At 42.0% G+C, this 16,802-nt stretch carries 18 protein-coding genes; 9 read left to right on the top strand and 9 right to left on the bottom strand.

Annotated elements, in window-relative coordinates; translation table 11 throughout:
- Positions 1 to 3: 3 nt before the first annotated feature.
- Both ribH and V7S75_RS06120 read right to left on the bottom strand, forming a co-directional pair.
- Positions 4 to 483 (bottom strand): 6,7-dimethyl-8-ribityllumazine synthase, encoded by a 480-nt coding sequence (gene ribH / locus V7S75_RS06125; RefSeq protein ID WP_459512265.1) that lies wholly within the window; start codon positions 481 to 483, stop codon positions 4 to 6.
- 72 nt (positions 484 to 555) lie between these two features.
- Positions 556 to 1,236 carry a tetratricopeptide repeat protein gene (locus V7S75_RS06120; protein WP_459512263.1) on the bottom strand — a complete coding sequence of 227 codons (681 nt, stop codon included), beginning with the start codon at positions 1,234 to 1,236 and terminating at the stop codon, positions 556 to 558.
- 174 nt (positions 1,237 to 1,410) lie between these two features.
- Here V7S75_RS06120 and V7S75_RS06115 point away from each other — a divergent pair, with 174 nt between their 5' ends.
- A complete protein-coding gene (locus tag V7S75_RS06115; protein ID WP_377975664.1) occupies positions 1,411 to 2,955 on the top strand; it encodes a glycerol-3-phosphate dehydrogenase/oxidase in 1,545 nt (514 codons plus the stop codon).
- Here the strand turns inward: V7S75_RS06115 and V7S75_RS06110 are convergent, their stop codons facing one another.
- Positions 2,956 to 3,177, bottom strand: coding sequence for a DUF2795 domain-containing protein (locus V7S75_RS06110; protein WP_130895915.1), 222 nt, complete (start codon positions 3,175 to 3,177; stop codon positions 2,956 to 2,958).
- A gap of 135 nt (positions 3,178 to 3,312) precedes the next feature.
- Here V7S75_RS06110 and V7S75_RS06105 point away from each other — a divergent pair, with 135 nt between their 5' ends.
- Complete coding sequence (locus tag V7S75_RS06105) at positions 3,313 to 4,068, top strand: copper homeostasis protein CutC (RefSeq protein ID WP_459512260.1); 756 nt, start codon at positions 3,313 to 3,315, stop codon at positions 4,066 to 4,068.
- Here the strand turns inward: V7S75_RS06105 and ftsZ are convergent.
- The 5 genes from ftsZ to V7S75_RS06080 all read right to left on the bottom strand — a co-directional run bounded on the left by ftsZ (position 4,065) and on the right by V7S75_RS06080 (position 10,457).
- On the bottom strand, positions 4,065 to 5,342 hold the full coding sequence (gene ftsZ, locus V7S75_RS06100; RefSeq protein ID WP_459512258.1) for a cell division protein FtsZ: 1,278 nt from the start codon (positions 5,340 to 5,342) through the stop codon (positions 4,065 to 4,067). The two genes, V7S75_RS06105 and ftsZ, sit on opposite strands and share 4 nt — an antisense overlap.
- A 52-nt stretch (positions 5,343 to 5,394) precedes the next feature.
- Positions 5,395 to 6,882: a M20/M25/M40 family metallo-hydrolase gene (locus V7S75_RS06095; RefSeq protein ID WP_459512256.1), complete on the bottom strand. Its 1,488-nt coding sequence runs from the start codon at positions 6,880 to 6,882 to the stop codon at positions 5,395 to 5,397.
- A 68-nt stretch (positions 6,883 to 6,950) separates the two neighbouring features.
- On the bottom strand, positions 6,951 to 7,955 hold the full coding sequence (locus tag V7S75_RS06090; protein ID WP_459512254.1) for a thioredoxin family protein: 1,005 nt from the start codon (positions 7,953 to 7,955) through the stop codon (positions 6,951 to 6,953).
- A 25-nt stretch (positions 7,956 to 7,980) separates the two neighbouring features.
- Positions 7,981 to 9,510 carry a YifB family Mg chelatase-like AAA ATPase gene (locus V7S75_RS06085; protein WP_459512252.1) on the bottom strand — a complete coding sequence of 510 codons (1,530 nt, stop codon included), beginning with the start codon at positions 9,508 to 9,510 and terminating at the stop codon, positions 7,981 to 7,983.
- A gap of 44 nt (positions 9,511 to 9,554) precedes the next feature.
- Entirely contained in the window at positions 9,555 to 10,457 is a 903-nt protein-coding gene (locus tag V7S75_RS06080) for a S66 peptidase family protein (RefSeq protein ID WP_459512250.1), read from the bottom strand.
- 87 nt (positions 10,458 to 10,544) lie between these two features.
- Between V7S75_RS06080 and V7S75_RS06075 the strand changes: the two genes are divergently transcribed.
- Genes V7S75_RS06075 through V7S75_RS06065 form a run of 3 tightly spaced genes read left to right on the top strand, consistent with a single transcriptional unit; the run spans position 10,545 to position 13,204 of the window.
- Positions 10,545 to 11,273, top strand: a complete 729-nt coding sequence (locus tag V7S75_RS06075; protein ID WP_459512248.1) for a glycosyltransferase family 2 protein — start codon at positions 10,545 to 10,547, stop codon at positions 11,271 to 11,273.
- A gap of 4 nt (positions 11,274 to 11,277) precedes the next feature.
- On the top strand, positions 11,278 to 12,060 hold the full coding sequence (locus V7S75_RS06070; RefSeq protein WP_459512246.1) for a polysaccharide deacetylase family protein: 783 nt from the start codon (positions 11,278 to 11,280) through the stop codon (positions 12,058 to 12,060).
- On the top strand, positions 12,035 to 13,204 hold the full coding sequence (locus tag V7S75_RS06065; protein ID WP_459512244.1) for a glycosyltransferase family 87 protein: 1,170 nt from the start codon (positions 12,035 to 12,037) through the stop codon (positions 13,202 to 13,204). The genes V7S75_RS06070 and V7S75_RS06065 overlap by 26 nt, the downstream gene beginning before the upstream one ends.
- Here V7S75_RS06065 and V7S75_RS06060 read toward each other — a convergent pair.
- On the bottom strand, positions 13,201 to 13,530 hold the full coding sequence (locus V7S75_RS06060; protein ID WP_377975645.1) for a DciA family protein: 330 nt from the start codon (positions 13,528 to 13,530) through the stop codon (positions 13,201 to 13,203). The genes V7S75_RS06065 and V7S75_RS06060 overlap by 4 nt on opposite strands.
- A 349-nt stretch (positions 13,531 to 13,879) precedes the next feature.
- On the opposite strand from V7S75_RS06060, the gene V7S75_RS06055 reads away from it, so the two are divergent.
- The 4 genes from V7S75_RS06055 to V7S75_RS06040 all read left to right on the top strand — a co-directional run bounded on the left by V7S75_RS06055 (position 13,880) and on the right by V7S75_RS06040 (position 16,779).
- Positions 13,880 to 14,716 (top strand): MotA/TolQ/ExbB proton channel family protein, encoded by an 837-nt coding sequence (locus tag V7S75_RS06055; protein ID WP_459512241.1) that lies wholly within the window; start codon positions 13,880 to 13,882, stop codon positions 14,714 to 14,716.
- 68 nt (positions 14,717 to 14,784) lie between these two features.
- Positions 14,785 to 15,384 carry an ExbD/TolR family protein gene (locus tag V7S75_RS06050; protein ID WP_459512239.1) on the top strand — a complete coding sequence of 200 codons (600 nt, stop codon included), beginning with the start codon at positions 14,785 to 14,787 and terminating at the stop codon, positions 15,382 to 15,384.
- Between the two features lie 26 nt (positions 15,385 to 15,410).
- Positions 15,411 to 15,926: an ExbD/TolR family protein gene (locus tag V7S75_RS06045; RefSeq protein WP_377975641.1), complete on the top strand. Its 516-nt coding sequence runs from the start codon at positions 15,411 to 15,413 to the stop codon at positions 15,924 to 15,926.
- A 34-nt stretch (positions 15,927 to 15,960) separates the two neighbouring features.
- On the top strand, positions 15,961 to 16,779 hold the full coding sequence (locus V7S75_RS06040) for an energy transducer TonB (RefSeq protein WP_459512236.1): 819 nt from the start codon (positions 15,961 to 15,963) through the stop codon (positions 16,777 to 16,779).
- Positions 16,780 to 16,802: the final 23 nt, after the last annotated feature.

The following is a 16,802-nucleotide window of genomic DNA, read 5'->3' as shown; positions in this document are numbered from 1 at the left end:
ATCTTAATTTATTGCTAACATTTTAATGGCAGTAATGGCTGCCTCATCTCCTTTGTTGCCATGTTTGCCGCCTGCGCGATCCATGGCTTGTTCTTGGTTATTTGGTGTTAATACGCCAAAAATAACCGGTTTATTGTATTTCAAACTCACATTTGTAATGCCATCAGCTACGGCTTGGCAAATGAAATCAAAGTGACGTGTTTCGCCTTGAATGACACAGCCTAAACAAATCACCGCATCGATGTCTGCTTTCACAGCCATCTTTTGTGCTCCTAAGCTTAATTCAAAACTGCCTGGAACTTGAACGCTGACGATGTTTGATTCTTGAGCGCCGTATTTCAATAGTGTATCATAAGCTCCTGTATATAAGGCGCCCGTGACTTCTGTGTTCCATTCTGCGACTACAATCGCGAATCTCTTTTGGGAAACATCCGGCAAGTTGGCAGTACTAAAATCACTTAAGTTTTTTAAGGCAGATGACATGGTGATGGGGCTAAAACAAGAAGGGATAAAAGCTGATGCTCTTATCCCCTCATGACAATTTCGTAAACTTTATTATTCAGAGATAGAGCTTTCTAATAGCGCTTTATATTTCTTCGCTGGAATTGCTTCAGCAGCTTCTGGATATTTTTCCGTGATTGCTGTGTAAGTATCCAATGCCTCTTTCGATTGTTTATTTGCTTCGTATGCGTTTGCAAGTTTCAACAAATAACCTGGCGAAAAGAACTTGTTTGATTTGTAATCAGCTGCTTTTGTATAATATTCGATTGCTTCAGCATAGGATTTCTTTTCAGAATATGCATCGCCAATTAATGAATAAGCACGTGCTTGAACTAATAAATCGCCGCTGCTGAAATTTTTCAATTTCTCAATTGCGTTATCGTATTTACCTTGTTTCAACAAAGTAATACCCAAATACAAGTCAGCTAAATTTTGTGTGTTGCCACCAAATTCATCCGAAACTTTCGCTAAATCTTTCGATGCAGCTGCTAATGAATCTGATTCAAATGCGTAAACCGCTTTGTATAATTTCTTCTCACCTTCAGCATCTTGTGTGTTTTGGTACCAGTGGAAACCAAAGTATCCCACGATGATCGCAACGACAAGCACTGCAGCACCAATAACGGTTGATTTATTTTGATCGAAAAATCCAGTGACTTTTTCTAATTCGTGTTGAAGTGCCTCCGGGCTTTCAATGATTTCAATGGATTCGTTAACGTCTTTCTTCTTTGCCATAAAATTATAATGCTTTGATACTTTGACTATATGTTGCTAGCCAAAGGACTGCAAAATTATAAAATCTCTTCTATTTTTATCAATTTTAAATGAATCTTTTGCGTTTTATTTTAGAATTTGTTGAGTAAATTGAAGTAAATCGTACTTTATCCTTTGTAAACCTAATTTAAACGGATGGCCTTTAATCGCGCGGACCAAATAAAGAAATTATCAGAGCCTTTTGATTTGTGTATCATCGGAGGTGGCGCGACGGGTGCTGGTGTGGCATTGGATGCTACATTGCGCGGTTACCGAGTGCTATTAATCGAAAAAGGTGATTTTGCATCGCAAACTTCCTCCAAATCAACGAAGTTGGTCCATGGCGGCGTTCGTTATCTAGAACAAGCTGTCAAAAAATTGGATTGGCAACAATTCAAAATGGTTTACAAAGCCTTGCATGAACGTAAAATTTTATTGCAAAATGCGCCCTTTTTGGCCCATCCATTAGCTTTATTGACGCCTTGTTATACTTGGTTTGATCGAGTTTATTACCGCATTGGTATGTGGTTATATGATCAAATTGCAGGTCACACAAATTTAGAACCCAGTCGAGGTTTAGGCCCAAAACAAATGCGCGAATTAAGTCCTGCCATTTCGTTGGAGCATGTGCGTGGAGGTGTATTGTATTATGACGGCCAATTGAACGATGCACGTTATGCACTGGCAATTCTCCAATCTGCGGAAGCGGCAGGCGCTTGTGTGTTGAACTATGCGGAACTTACAAGTTTTGTGCATTCTCCCAAAAGTTTAAAAGTCAAGGAGGTTTGTTTTCAGGATGTCATTTCTGGGGAAGCTTATCAAATAGCTGTGAAGGCCGTTGTCAATGCAACTGGGCCCTTTACGGATGCGATTCGTGCCATGGCGAATCCGAAATTAAAACCTCGCATGAAGGTGAGTCGGGGTGCACATATTGTGTTACCGGCAACTTTTTGGCCTGGTAAAACAGCCTTATTGATTCCAAAAACAGATGATGGTCGGGTGATTTTTGTGATTCCATGGCGAAACTATGTGTTGGTGGGAACCACCGACGAGCCTGATACCTTACGTGAAAACCCGCCAATTTTGTCGGAGGAAATCGATTACCTGCTCGATTATTTTAATCGCTACGCTTCGGGAAAAGCCTCTCGATCGGATGTGACTTCTACGTTTGTGGGCCAAAGGCCTTTGCTACAAGCTGCCTTAGATGCTGCTATGGCGTCTGATACCAAATCATTGGTACGTGATCACGAAGTTGAAGTGGATGGCCGGAGTAAATTGGTCAGCATCATGGGTGGTAAATGGACCACTTACCGGGTGATGGCTGCTGATACGATGGACGTCTTAGAACGAGAGGTATTGAACCAAGTTCCCCAACCTTGTTTGACGGCCAATCATGTTTTGTCGGGAGGTAACGAATCTTTGCGCGAACAATTTTTGCAAGATGCCTCTACATTATCAGAATCTACACAACAACATTTATGGGAAACCTATGGCTCAAACAGTTTTGCTTTGCTTCAAGGGGATACCCAATTGTTGCATCCTGACTTGCCTTATATTCAATCTGAAATTGATTATTTGAAGCAACATGAAATGGTGACTTGTTGGGACGATGTCTTGCTTCGTCGCTGGGGGATTGCTTTACGTAACCAGGGCCTAAGTGAGGAAATTAAGGCCATAAAAAAAGAGGCTTTCGCCTCTTAATTAATATTCGTCTTCGTTGAAGAAGAAGTCATCCTTTGTCGGATAATCTGGCCAAATTTCTTCGATGCTTTCGAAGGGTTGACCATCGTCTTCTAATTCTTGTAAGTTTTCAACAACTTCTAAAGGAGATCCCGTACGGATCGCGAAGTCGATTAATTCATCTTTTGAAGCTGGCCAAGGCGCATCTTCTAGGTAGGAGGCAAGTTCTAATGTCCAATACATATTTTAAGTAATTTTATTATTTCATTTTGATCTGTGTGCAAAAGTAAAATAAAAAAATATTTATAAAAGATTTATTTCTTAAATTTTCGTTAATTATCAAAAAAGCTATTTAACGGCCTATTTAGGCCTATTTTTATGAAAAGAAATTCAAGGCTCGCAGTAGAAGTTTGTGCTTATTCATTGGAATCCTGTTTGGCGGCTGATCGTGCAGGTGCGGATCGTGTTGAGCTATGTGCTTCCCCATATGAAGGCGGATGTACGCCGTCGGCCGGGCTTGTTAAAGCAGTAATAGCTGGAACGAGTTTAGAGGTTCATGTGATGTTGCGACCTCGGGGTGGCGATTTTTGTTATGATGATTTCGAGAAGCAAACGATGCTTGAGGATGCTAATGAACTCATTCGTTCGGGTGTTCATGGATTGGTTGTTGGGGCTCTTCTGCCAAATGGGGATTTGGATGTTCCATTTCTTCAGGACTTACGAAACCGAGTAGGGAATTTTCCCTTGACTTGCCATCGGGCAATTGATGTGAGTCGGGAGCCAGAAGTCGTTTTAGAGCAATTGATCGAATTAAAATTCCAACGCATTCTGACCTCCGGACAAAAGAACAAGGCGCTTGAGGGAATTGAAAACATTGCCCAATTAGTTGCTAAGTCTGCTGGTCGAATCGAAATCATGGCGGGGAGTGGTGTGAATCCACAGAATTGCCGACAATTTATCGACATAGGAGTTGACGCCGTGCATACAAGTGCACGAACCGTGCGCGATTCAGCCATGGATTATCGCAGACCGGGTATTTCGATGGGTGGATTGACGGAAGTATCCGAATTTGAAATAGCGTACGCCAGCGAAGCATTAATTCGCGAAACAATACAACAAGTTCGGTTGGATTAGTACAAATCAGTTGTTACCCACTCTTCCTCTGGAAGTCTATTCAACGCATATAACTTCACAGAATTACGGCGATACGTAGGAACTTCGAATTCTGTTTCGCTCAGGCCTCCGTTTGTGTAAACATCCACCATATAGCTGAAACGCTCCTCCTCATTCATCGGGTTATTCGTTGACTCTGCATCCAAGGTAATCGTGCTGCCAGGTGTAAACTCTCGTTGACCAGAATCATCCGCTGTTTCATAATTCACCTCATTGCCTTCGAAATAAGTACTGAACTCATCGCCTTCATGCTCAAATCCAGCTGCAATAACCGTCAAGTACAAACTATCTCCTAATTCTTCATCTGTTGAGAATCCGAATTTGACCATATCTGCTTGTAATTTGATACGCTCGTTCAGGTAATTGATAATGATGTTTTGTTCCTTCATCTTCAGCGGATTACCGCTTCCTGTAGAAACCGTTACCAAGATGCGTTTTGCGCCATTGATCTGTTGTGAGTTCAATAATGGAGAAGTCAATGCTTCTGCGATGGCATCAAATGCTCGGTTGTCGCCGATTCCGTATGCGGAACTCATCATCGCCCGACCAGCATTCGTCAAAACTTTCTTCACGTCCATGAAGTCGGTATTGATATCGCCAGGTTTCGCAATTACGTCCACAACGGATTTAACCGCTTTAGCTAAAACATCATCTGCTTTTGAGAAAGCCTCCGACATCGGCAAGTTTTCGTAATGCTCAGCTAATTTATCATTCATGACCACGATGACCGTGTCACAATATTTTTTCAAAGATTCTACCCCGTTCAGGGCATATTGGATTTTATCGCGTCCTTCCCAATTGTAGGGTGCAGTTACTACGGCAACGGTTAACAAATTGCGTTCTCTTGCAATTTCAGCAATAACTGGCGCTGCTCCCGTTCCTGTACCACCGCCCATACCAGCTGTAATGAAAACCATTTGGGTTTCATTCGACAACATGTGTTGGATTTTTTCCCGACTTTCCATCGCTGCCAAACGGCCTACTTCGGGGTCTGTACCCGCTCCTAATCCTTGTTGGCCTAACTTAATCTTCGTCTGCACCGGATTTGAAGCCAAAGCCTGTGAATCGGTATTGCAAATAACCAGATCGGCACCTTTAATATCCATCTCTTGCATGTGCTTCACCGCATTGGATCCGCCGCCACCGATACCTACGACTTTGATAATTGATTTGAAGGTATTTTCGGGAATCATTTCCATGTCGTGATCGTAAAAAGAAGGATTAGTCGTATTCATAAGGGTATAGAAAAAATCAATTTGTTGCAAAAATAATCAAAATGCTGAGAATTTAATTATTTCCCCAGCGCCATTCATTTCCGAGCTCTAATTCGTGGCGCAGGTTTTGTTTGATAAAGAAATCGCGTGTCGAATAAAAGTCTAATTTCTTCGCCGGAATTGCGTTAGCATTCCCTAAGGCATATAAGAGCATCGAGGTATATTTGACATTATTTTCCATCTCTTTTTTATTCACCAAACTAAACACGTCGCAGTTCGCATGATAACAATCAAGTACCGATTTACTTAATTTACCCATCGGATCCGCCGCTGGAATTCCTTCCATCAAAAAGGCTTGATTGTCTGAGTGTAAACCTGCTGCGTTGTGTAAATCATTCGCAAAACTTGGATCGATGGATTTGATTTTATCGCCAATCTCTTTTAATAAAGGCATCATCTCATCGCGACCTCCTCCATTAAATCCATGTACATTGTTCGCCATGTCTAAATTGATCATGTAAACAATCTCATCTATCTCGCCCGTTTTTTTCGCACGTTCGATATAGGCTTTTGAACCTAAAAGTCCTTCTTCTTCGCCCATGAATGCCACAAACTCGATTGTACGCTTGCTCTTTAGTCCTAAGGCTTTGAATGTGCGAGCAATATCAATCACTGAAAATGATCCGATTCCATTATCGATTGCCCCTGTCGCTAAATCCCAAGAATCTAAGTGGCCACCGATGATAATTTTCTCATGACGTAAATGTCTGCTTTCTCCTTTCAGGGTTGCGACTACATTGCGCGCTTTGATCGGTTGGCTTACATTATGCATTTCAATCATACTCAATAAGCCCGGTTGATCAACAAGCCATTTTCTGATTTCGGTACCGCTTTCCAAGGAGATACAAACCGCCGGAATCGAAATTAAATTTCCCGTTACTGACGCCGTACCCGTTAATAAAACTTGGCCTTTTACTGTATTAACGAAAATAACGCCAGCTGCACCGTATTTGATGGCTAAAGCTGTTTTTTCGGAACGGTGTAGGTTTTTGCTTCCAGATGGGGCGTCGATTAATCCGATATTTGCAAGGGCAATTTTACCTTTGACTAATTCTTTTTTCGCTGCGAAATCTGCATCTAATCCATTGCCGCAATCCACAATTTGTCCTTGAATTTTCGATTCCACGGGCGTTAACGCGAGAGAAACGACAGGGATCTCACGGAAGTCATCCGATTTGGGAGGTGCCACCGATAAAGTTACCGTATCACGAGCCCAAGCTTCTACTTGAAAACCCTGGTATTTGGTATCCCGAAAGCCATATTTCTTAAATAATTGAAAAGCAAACTCTTCTGCTTTTTTGCCATTTTCGCTACCGGTTAATCGGTGACCAATGGTTGAACACGCCGTACCCAGACTGGAATATGCCTGAGAGTTAGCATCTACTTCCTCTTTGATCCGCTTGAATACGGATTCTAACGATTCTTCACCTACCAAAGGGATGGCGTTTGTAAATCCGACAAGCGTTAAAGCAGTTAAACAGAATAGTAAGGTTTTTTTCATTGTTGATGGTTTGTACGGCGTATGTTATCCTGAAAATTACTCGATTTTACAGAATTAAACAAGAAGTTTTAAGGAAGCGGACAAGGATTTTTAGAGTCCGACTTTTGACTTAACCATTTGCACCAAAATTCCTTTTCTTTTGCTGGAATTTCCTTGCCCTGATAATAAGATTTGATTCGTTCCGTGGCAATGGCCAATTGGTCTTTGTCTAAGTCAATCAGCACTTCTAAAACGATGCATCGATTCGCTATTTGCGCATCAGTCAAACCGATTTTTTGTAAGCCATATTTGATTCCCGCGATACGATCGGGGCTGAATTTACGTGCCCGACTAGAAAATAAAGTCGACATGAGGGTATTTTCGGCTGCTTGTCTGACTATAACCGAGTCATTGGACTTTCGGTAGGTGGCCAAGTTGTTGATAAAATGATCAAACAAGGGATTGTTATTGTCGAGCATCACTTTCCGAATTAATAAAAACCCCAATTCTGATTCGTATTTGTCTTTGGGTAAAGCCTCTGCGAGCTGTTGAACGATTTCAATGTTTTGAACGGTGTCCAAGGTCATCCGAGTGAAATTGGCCAAGCCAATCATCTCATTAAATTCGCGTGCGCCTTGTAAGTATTTTTTTAAAGTTGCCTCATCTCTTTTTTGAGGATCTATCGCTTTTTGTAATGTGGCAAGAATTCCACTGACTGAATTTAATTCATCGCCCATGTTTTGAATATCCCATGGTTTTCCATCTGGACCCAGCACAATGAAGCTCGGTGTGGAGGGAATATACACTTTTTGTTTGCGCAAGAACATTCCATTTTCACGCTTGCTAATGTCTAGTTGGTAAGCCAAGACGTTCTTGTCAAGAAATTGTTTGATTTTTGGGTTTTTCAAGGTCACATCATAAGCCATGCAATGGGAGCAATTGGGTAGATAGGCCTCGAAGAATATGGGTTTGTTTTCTTTTTTCGCACGGGCAAAAATGGCATCAAAACTTTCCAACGTTTTAAATGAAGGGTTCTGTGCATTAGCAAAAAAAGCAATGAATGTGCTTAATACAAAGGCGAATAAAATTCTCATACAGGTTCTTTTTTTCAAAAATACATTATCCTCCCCAATTTTCCCTATCTAAACTTCGATACGCGATGGCTTCACTTAAATGTTCCAATGCTATTTTGTCACTTTCAGCTAAATCAGCAATGGTCCGGGCAACTTTAATAATGCGATCATAAGCGCGCGCGGAGAGGGATAATCGGTTCATGGCGGATTTTAAACGTATTTCTGAATGCTCATCCAATGGGCACATTTCTCGAATCATGCCTCCATCCATCATGGCATTTGTTCGTACCATCGGGAATTTCTCAAAGCGATTTTCTTGAATTTTCCGCGCACGAATTACCCGTTCATATATGTGTTGGCTTGATTCATTAGTGCTCTGTTTGCGCATTTCTTCAAATTGGATTGGAAGAATTTCAATATGAAGGTCAATGCGGTCGAGTAAGGGTCCTGAAATTTTATTTAAGTAGCGTTGGACTATTTCAGGCCCGCAAGTACAATCTTTCGACGGGTGATTGTAATAGCCGCACGGACAAGGGTTCATACTCGCCATGAGCATAAAATTAGCGGGGAACTCAACGGCATAGCGCGCTCGAGAAATATGGACAATGCGGTCTTCTAAAGGTTGGCGCATCACTTCCAAGGCATGTTTGGAAAATTCAGGAAGTTCGTCGAGGAATAAAACGCCATGATGTGCTAAGGTAATTTCGCCGGGTTGCGGATTCGATCCGCCGCCGATTAAGGCCGTGGATGAAATTGTATGATGCGGTGCACGAAAAGGGCGCTGGTTTATTAAGGATTGTTGGACTCCTAATTTCCCGGCAATGGAATGTATGATCGTACTTTCCATCGCTTCTTGAAGACTTAGCGGGGGTAGGATACTAGGTATACGCTTTGCAAGCATGGTTTTTCCGGCACCTGGTGGGCCAATCAGAATCAGGTTGTGTCCTCCCGCGGCAGCGATTTCGAGCGCCCTTTTGGCCATATCTTGCCCCTGAACTTGTGAAAAGTCGAGCTTGTGAACGCTAGATTCGCGCTCGTGCGGTTTAACTTGTATGGGTTTGTGAAAGGATTTTCCGCGTAAAAATTGGACGGTTTCTTGCAGGGTCTCCATCCCAAAAACCTCCATGTCTTCAACATAAGCGGCCTCATGCGCATTTTCCAAAGGCAGGATAATTTTGCGAATTCCATTTTTACGGGCTTCCATCGCGATTGGTAAGGCCCCCTTGATTGGACGAATGATTCCATCCAACGCCAATTCACCCATGATGACATATTGATCTAAATCGGGAAGGTAGATTTGCTCAGATGCTTGGATGATGGAGAGCGCAATGGCTACGTCATAGGATGAGCCTTCTTTTCGCACATTGGCGGGTGCCAGGTTGATGACGACTTTCCTTCGCGGGAAGAAACAGCCCATTTGTTTCATGGAAGATTCCACACGCAAAATGGCTTCTTTAATGGTGGAGTCGGGGAGTCCCACCAAATGGCATTTACTTCCTTGTCCCACATGGGTTTCAATCGTAATGAGCGCTGCGTTTACGCCAAAAACGGAACAGCCAAAGGTTTTTGCTAGCATGGTTTTTTTTGACCAAAACTAGCTGATTTCAATATTGAAAAGGCTTAAATCTGTCCAAGAACTTGGACATTTTCATTATTTACCAAGAACTTGATTTTTGTGCCAAACGGCAAGGCGAAATTGTTGGGGATATGACCTGCAGGGAAATCAAATGCGATGGGATAATTGGTCCCTGCGCAATGTTCTAGGACAAGTTCTTCAACAGTTTTTCCTATTTCTAATTTGGCCTCTTCGCAATCAGTAAATCCTCCTATGATTAAACCTTTCAGTTTAGCAAGGTAACCAGCACGTTTCAGTTGAACTAGCATTCTGTCGACGTGGTATAAGCGTTCTCCGACCTCCTCTATAAATAGAATTTTACCTTCAGGATTTGGGAAGCTTTCCGAGCCGATGAGGTGGGCCAGCAACGATAAATTTCCACCTACAAGTGTGGATATTGTTTCACCCGCACGATTGGCTTCATGGGATGGAATTTGAATATGCGTTTCTCCTGCAAAAAGGAGTTTGTGTAAGGATTCTAAGGCCTCATCGCCCCCTTTTTGGCAGAAATTATTTGGCATTGGGCCGTGAATGCCCGCAATTTGCAAGTTGTCAATGTGGCATATTAAAGCCGTGATATCTGAAAAGCCGACCATCCATTTGGGCGATTCTACAAAATGAGAAAAGTCCAAGGCGTCTAAAAAACGACTGCTGCCATAGCCCCCGCGTAAAGGGAAAATAGCTTTAATGCTGGGGTCATCTAAGGCCTGTTGCATGTCGGCCCGACGTTGCTCGTCGGTACCCGCCAGGCCAAAGTGTTTAGCTAAAAAATTTTCCGCAAATACGACCTCCAAACCCCAGGATTCCAATACTTCAATGCCCTTTTTCCATTGTTCGGAGCTAGGCGGAGAAGCGGGTGAAACGATGGCTACGCGGTCACCTTTTTTTAATAGCGCGGGAATCTGCATGAGGGTTTATTGGGTTGAGCTACAAATATGTCCTTTTTTTTCGTCAAAGGAAAGCCTGAAATTTCGTATTATTGTAAAAAAAACGGCTTGGCTTCCTCAAGATCTTTAGATTTGGTACATCCTTGTTACAACCCACATACGGGCTGGGCGGAGGATTTGCTATACTATTTTCAGCAATTTCGTGATCAATTGCCTGCAGATTTGCAGGTATCTGTGTATCTCGTCAATGATGGGAGTTCGCAGGGAATTCAAGCTTCTGATTTGTCCTTGCTTGAGGCAGGTATCGCTTCGTTTCACTTCATCGATTTACCTAAAAATGTAGGTAAGGGTGCTGCATTGCGTGAGGCCGTTAAGCAAACAACAGGCGATTTGATCATTTATACCGATGCAGATTACCCATATAAAATGGAAAACGCACTTGAAATGTATCGCCGCTTAGCTACAGGAAATGTGGATGTTGTTGTGGGTGTGCGTGATGAGCAATATTATGACTCATTGCCGCTTCGTAGGAAGATTTTTTCCTTGAGTTTGAAGTTGATGAATTACTTGTTTTTCCCTCGCTTGAAAGTCAAGGATACCCAATCCGGTTTGAAAGGCTTCAACCAGCGTGGAAAGGAATTGTTTTTGAAGACCCAAATCTCCGCTTTTCTGTTTGATATGGAATTCTTGGTTTTGGTTAGCCGTTCCAAAGACATTCGTTTTGAATGGATTTATGTCCAGTTGCGAGATGGGATTCAGTTTTCGAGCATGAAATTCAAGACGATTTTGACCGAGTTATTCAATTTTACATCGATCTTAATTCGCCGATTAATCTAAGTCTATGCGCCCGCAAATCATGATTACCTTGGATGTAGAGGAGTGCGATATCCCCACAGAGTATGGCTATGATTTGCCTTTGGAGGAACAATTATCGGTTTCGCGCAAAGGGGTAGAATCTTTCATGAATTTGATGGATAGATATGAAATCCCGGTTACGATATTTTGTACAGGCGTTTATGCGGAGGCGAATTCGGATTGGATTAAGGCATTACATCCCCGACATGCTTTAGCATCACATGGGTATTACCATGGGCATTTTGATCCGAAGACGGATTTAAAATCGTCCAAAGATTTATTGGAAAAGCTTAGTGGAAAGCCTATTTGCGGTTTTCGGATGGCGCGCATGCAATATGTTCCAGAGGAAGAAATTGTGAAGGCTGGCTATACCTACCATTCTTCCTTAAATCCGACTTGGATTCCAGGTCGTTATGATCACCGCGATAAGCCTATGAAAGCCTTTTTTGAAAAGGGGCTTTGGCAGGTTCCGGCTTCGGTCACGCCACGTTTCCGAATACCATTGTTTTGGTTGGCCTTCAAGAACTTCCCACTCATTCTATATAAGTACTTCACGTGCGCTTCGATGCGAAATGGCTTTTTGAATTTATATTTCCATCCTTGGGAATTCACGAATTTGGATGCCTATCCTTTGCCGGGGCATGTGAAGCGTGGACATGAGGGTGGATTATTGGAGAAAATGGAGCGATATTTACGCTGGTTGAAGTCGGAGGACTTAGGGGATTTTATAACAATGGATACTTATGTCGGTCAAATCAGCAAATCGTAATCCTTGGTATGCGCGATTCTATGTCTTACTCTTCATTTGGATAGGGGCGGGAATCTTTACAGGTTGGAAGCAGTATTCGCTTTCGGAGGTAAACTCACACATTAATAATTTTCAGATTTTCCGGGCGAGTTTTGGGCATTTTGTTCAAGGCATGCATTTGTATCCCTTGTATCCTCGGGAGTATTTTGACTTGTATCTATATGGTCCAGCCTTTGCTATTTTGATGGCACCCTTTGCTTATTTGCCTTTAGGCTGGAGTGTGGTTGTGTGGAATGCGTTGAATGCGGGGATGTTGTTTTGGGCGGTTTGGAATTTACCTGTAGGCCAAAAGCAGCGTGCATGGATATTATGGATTATTCTGAATTCCACGATTACAGCACTGTTAAATACGCAGTTTCATGCTTTGTGTGTGGCGATGATCTTGTGGAGTTATATCTTTATGCAAAGAGGCAAATTAGGCTGGTCGGCCTTATTGATTGCCTTGGGCGTATTCATTAAGTTTTATGGCATTGTAGGTTTAGCATTTTTCTTTTTCACCAAAGAGCGTTTTCGCTATGCGGCCTATTTACTGTTTTGGTTTGTGGTGGTATTTCTTTTTCCGTTTCTATTTGGCGGCTGGGATTATACCTGGCAATGTTACCAGGAATGGATGGAGGTTTTGTCGCATAAAAACACCTTGAATGTAGATATACGAAATTTAAGGACGGATGTATGTGTGATGGGCGTGTTCCGACGGATTACGGGGGATGGGACTTTGTCGAATATGTGGTTTTTGATTCCCTCTATGTTGCTTTCGGCTTGGGTATATTTTCAGCCGAAGAAATGGTTTCATGTGGATTTTCAGTTGCGATTGATGGCCCTGGTGTTGATTTATTTAATGTTGGCCAGTACAGGCACAGAATCTCCAACTTTAATTATGGCCTTTCCGGGTGTAGGACTTTGGTTTGTTTTGGGCGAAAAATCGCGTGGGCGCTGGATATTGTTTGTAATCACTCTGTTGATTTCGAGTTTTTCTCCGACAGATTTGTTCCCGAGGTTTTTGCGTGAGGCCTATGTGAATCGCTATGCGTTGATGATATTGCCTCTATTTGTTGTGTGGCTGAGCTTGTTGTGGGATTTGCGCAAGCCTTTGCAGGAGGATTAAAGGAAGATTACTTCTTGGATGACGGTTTTGCCGGCATGTTTATTAATTAATTCAATCATTTTTTGTTTCGCCATGACCAGTTCCTTTTTCAGGGGGGCTGAGTCGATTTGCAGGTATAATTTCTGGTTTTTCGCGTAGACTTTGGTGGTTCTGGCGGCGATGGGTTTGCCCATAATTTCGGCCCAATTCGCTTCGATCGAGGTTTCGTCGAACTGGTTCTGGAGTTTATAGACACGTAGGAGTGCGTCAATCGCGTCTTTCAGCGGTTGGCTATCGTTTTTACGCGTTGCAGCTCGGGGTCCTTTGGGGCTAAATGGCGAGTCCATGGAAACAAATTTGGGAAGACAAATGTACAGTATTTTGGTACTTTATGGCGTGTAAATAGGTTTAAATTAATTTTTTTTGAAAATTTTTTAAAAAAATAATTCTCAAAAAAGTACCTAATAATGGGGGGATTTTTGGTTAAAATATCAAGATAATACAATAGCGATGTGGGATAGGGGGGTATTTTGGTAAGGGAGGATAAATGCAGGTGTGCAAATTAATTGAGAATTCTATTACTTTTGCCTTTACCGAAAAAAGTTGTGGAGGCAAAACCTATGAAAACTACTCCCGCATTTTTCAACAAGTTTTATTAACAAAAAAATAATTCTTTAACCCCAAATTACCAAACTAATGAGTACACAACAACCAAAGCCAGCTGCTAAGCCAGCTGCAACTGAAAAAAAATCAGGTGGAATTTCTGCCGGTTTAATTCTAATTGTTCTTTTTGCCATTGCATTAGCTATTTACAACTTTGTAATGGGAGATCCTTCTCACTTTGAAGGAGGTACTACAGAAGGACACCCACTACCAGGCGATTACTTTGGTGTCGTTTACAAAGGTGGAGTAATTGTGCCAGTTTTGATGACTTGTTTCTTAACTGCATTAACATTTTCTATTGAGCGTTTATTCACAATCGGTAAAGCAAAAGGTACTGGTGATGTTAACGCATTCGTACGTTCAGTACAAGCGGCTTTAGACAAAGACGATGTTGAAGGAGCTTTGAAAGCTTGTGATAAGCAAAAAGGTTCAGTAGGTAACGTTACTTTATCTGCTATCAAAAAATACAAAGCGTTAATTTCTGAGTCTTCTTTAGACAAAGAGCAAAAATTAGCTGCATTGAGCAAAGAAGTTGAAGAAGCTACTTCATTGGAATTACCAATGTTAGAGAAAAACTTGACTATCATTGCAACATTGGCATCAGTATCTACTTTGATCGGTCTATTAGGAACGGTAGTTGGTATGATCAAGGCCTTTGCTTCATTAGGTAACTCAGGTGGATCTACAGATTCATCAGCGTTAGCGAATGGTATCTCTGAGGCCCTTATTAACACTGCGTTAGGTATCGGTACTTCAGCGATCTGTATCATTGCATACAACGTATTTACAGCGAAAATTGATGAGTTAACTTACAGCATTGATGAAATCGGCTTAAGTGTTAACCAAAACTACGCTACACATCACAATTAATATTTGAACTGATTTAGGGGCTTTGCCCTTTCATTCAATTTTATTCACTGTTCAAAAAAATAATTGTTATGCCAAAAGTTAAAGCTAAACGACATAGTGTCTCACTCGACATGACAGCGATGTGTGATGTGGCTTTCCTTCTTTTGACGTTCTTCATGTTAACCGCGAAGTTCCGTCCAGAAGAGGCAGTTACAATCACGCCACCATCATCTATCTCAGAGAAACCTTTGAATACGAAAGATGGTATGCTGATGGTTAGTGTTTCACCAGAAGGAGGCGTTTATTTGGCAACTGATGATCAAATGGCAAGAGAGTTTATGTTAGAGCGTATGGCTAATCGCTATGGTATCGCTGTAACGGCTGAAATGAAGAAGAACTTTATGGCTTCGGAAATTGTAGGCTATCCTCTTGGAGCTATGCGTCAGGTGTTGAATATGAAACCTTCAGAAGCTAAAAAGCTAAGCAAGGGAATTCCAATTGATTCAGCTAATAACGAGTTATCGTATTGGGTGGGTTATGCGAAATTGTCTAATCCAGAGTTAAAGGTTGCTATTAAAGGAGATAAGGAGTCTAATTACAAAGTGTTTGCTGATATCATCGGTACTTTGCAAGCTCAGAACATCAATATCTTTCAATTGGTAACTGGTCCGGAAAATAAACCGAAATAAGTTTTCATTTTTAATTACAAACAGAAATGGCAGAAATAGATAGCTCCGGCGGCGGGAAGAAAGGCGGGAAGAAGCGAAGTAAAAAGATGTCGACCAAAATCGACATGACACCTATGGTGGACTTAGGCTTCTTGTTGATTACTTTCTTTATGTTAACGACTACGTTAGCAAAACCCGTTACCATGCAATTAAACATGCCTGATAAAACGGATACGAAGGAAACTTCACCTGTTAAATTATCGGAAACACTTACTGTGTGTCCAGATGTTGACAAGGTGTATTACTACCAAGGTATTCCTACTGAAGCAGGTACAGTAATGCAGGTGACCAACTATTCTGAGACAGGCATTCGCAAAGTGATTGCGGATCTTAAGGCGAAGGTTGGTTCTAATTTTACCATCGTAATTAAGCCTACGAAAAAAGCAAAATATCGTAATATGATTGATATGCTTGATGAGTGTGCGATTACCAACAACAAGCGTTATGCTTTGTTGGAGATTGATCCGGATACGGAAGCTTTGATTAAACGATCAGGTAAATAGACCTATTAAATTAATTTTAAATTAAACGAATATTATGTCACAAGTAATAAGCCAAAATGCTACTTTGGACGATATTATCTTCAAAGACAAAAACCGTGAATTCGGTGCTTTTGTTCTTCGTAAGACGTATCCCAAAGTAATGAAGCGGTCGGTATTACTAGGCTCTGCACTCTTTGTCGGTGCTCTTTTAATCGCAGCTTTCTGGAAACAGTTGACTGCAGAATCAGAAGAAAAGACTGAGGTGACTGCTGAAGTAATGAAACTGGATAAGCCAGCTCCAACCAAGAAGGTTGAGTTGCCTCCACCGCCACCGCCGCCACCACCCAAAGAAATTCCTAAGGTGACAACGACGAAATTCTTACCTCCTGAAATCAAGCATGATGAGGAAGTGACGAAGCCTGAGCCGCCACCTGAAGAAGTTCGTGGTAACACGGCAGCTGAATCTGTTAAAGGTGAATCGGAAACGTATGAACCACCAGTGGATCCAGATGCTAAAGGAACTGAGCCAGTTGAGCCGCCTAAACCAGCTGAAGATGAAATCTTTACAGCGGTTGAGCAGCAAGCAGAATTCCCTGGAGGACCCCGTGCATTCGGATCCTTCTTGCAGAAAAACTTACGTTACCCATCTGCTGCACAACGTGCAAACGTGGGAGGTAAAGTATACGTTCAGTTCGTTGTGAACACAGACGGTACTATCCAAGACGTTCAAGTTTTGAAATCTGTAGGTTTCGGTTGCGACGAAGAAGCCGTACGTGTAATTAAATCGGTACCAAGATGGACTCCTGGTAAGCAATCGGGTCGCCCAGTGCGTTCTCGCTTTACACAGCCGATCACGTTCGTGTTATCTGAGTAATTTTTATTTGAAGATTCATGTCA

The sequence above is a fragment of the Aquirufa sp. TARAVU-A1A genome, assembly GCF_054558675.1.
This window is presented reverse-complemented; position numbering and strand designations above follow the sequence as displayed.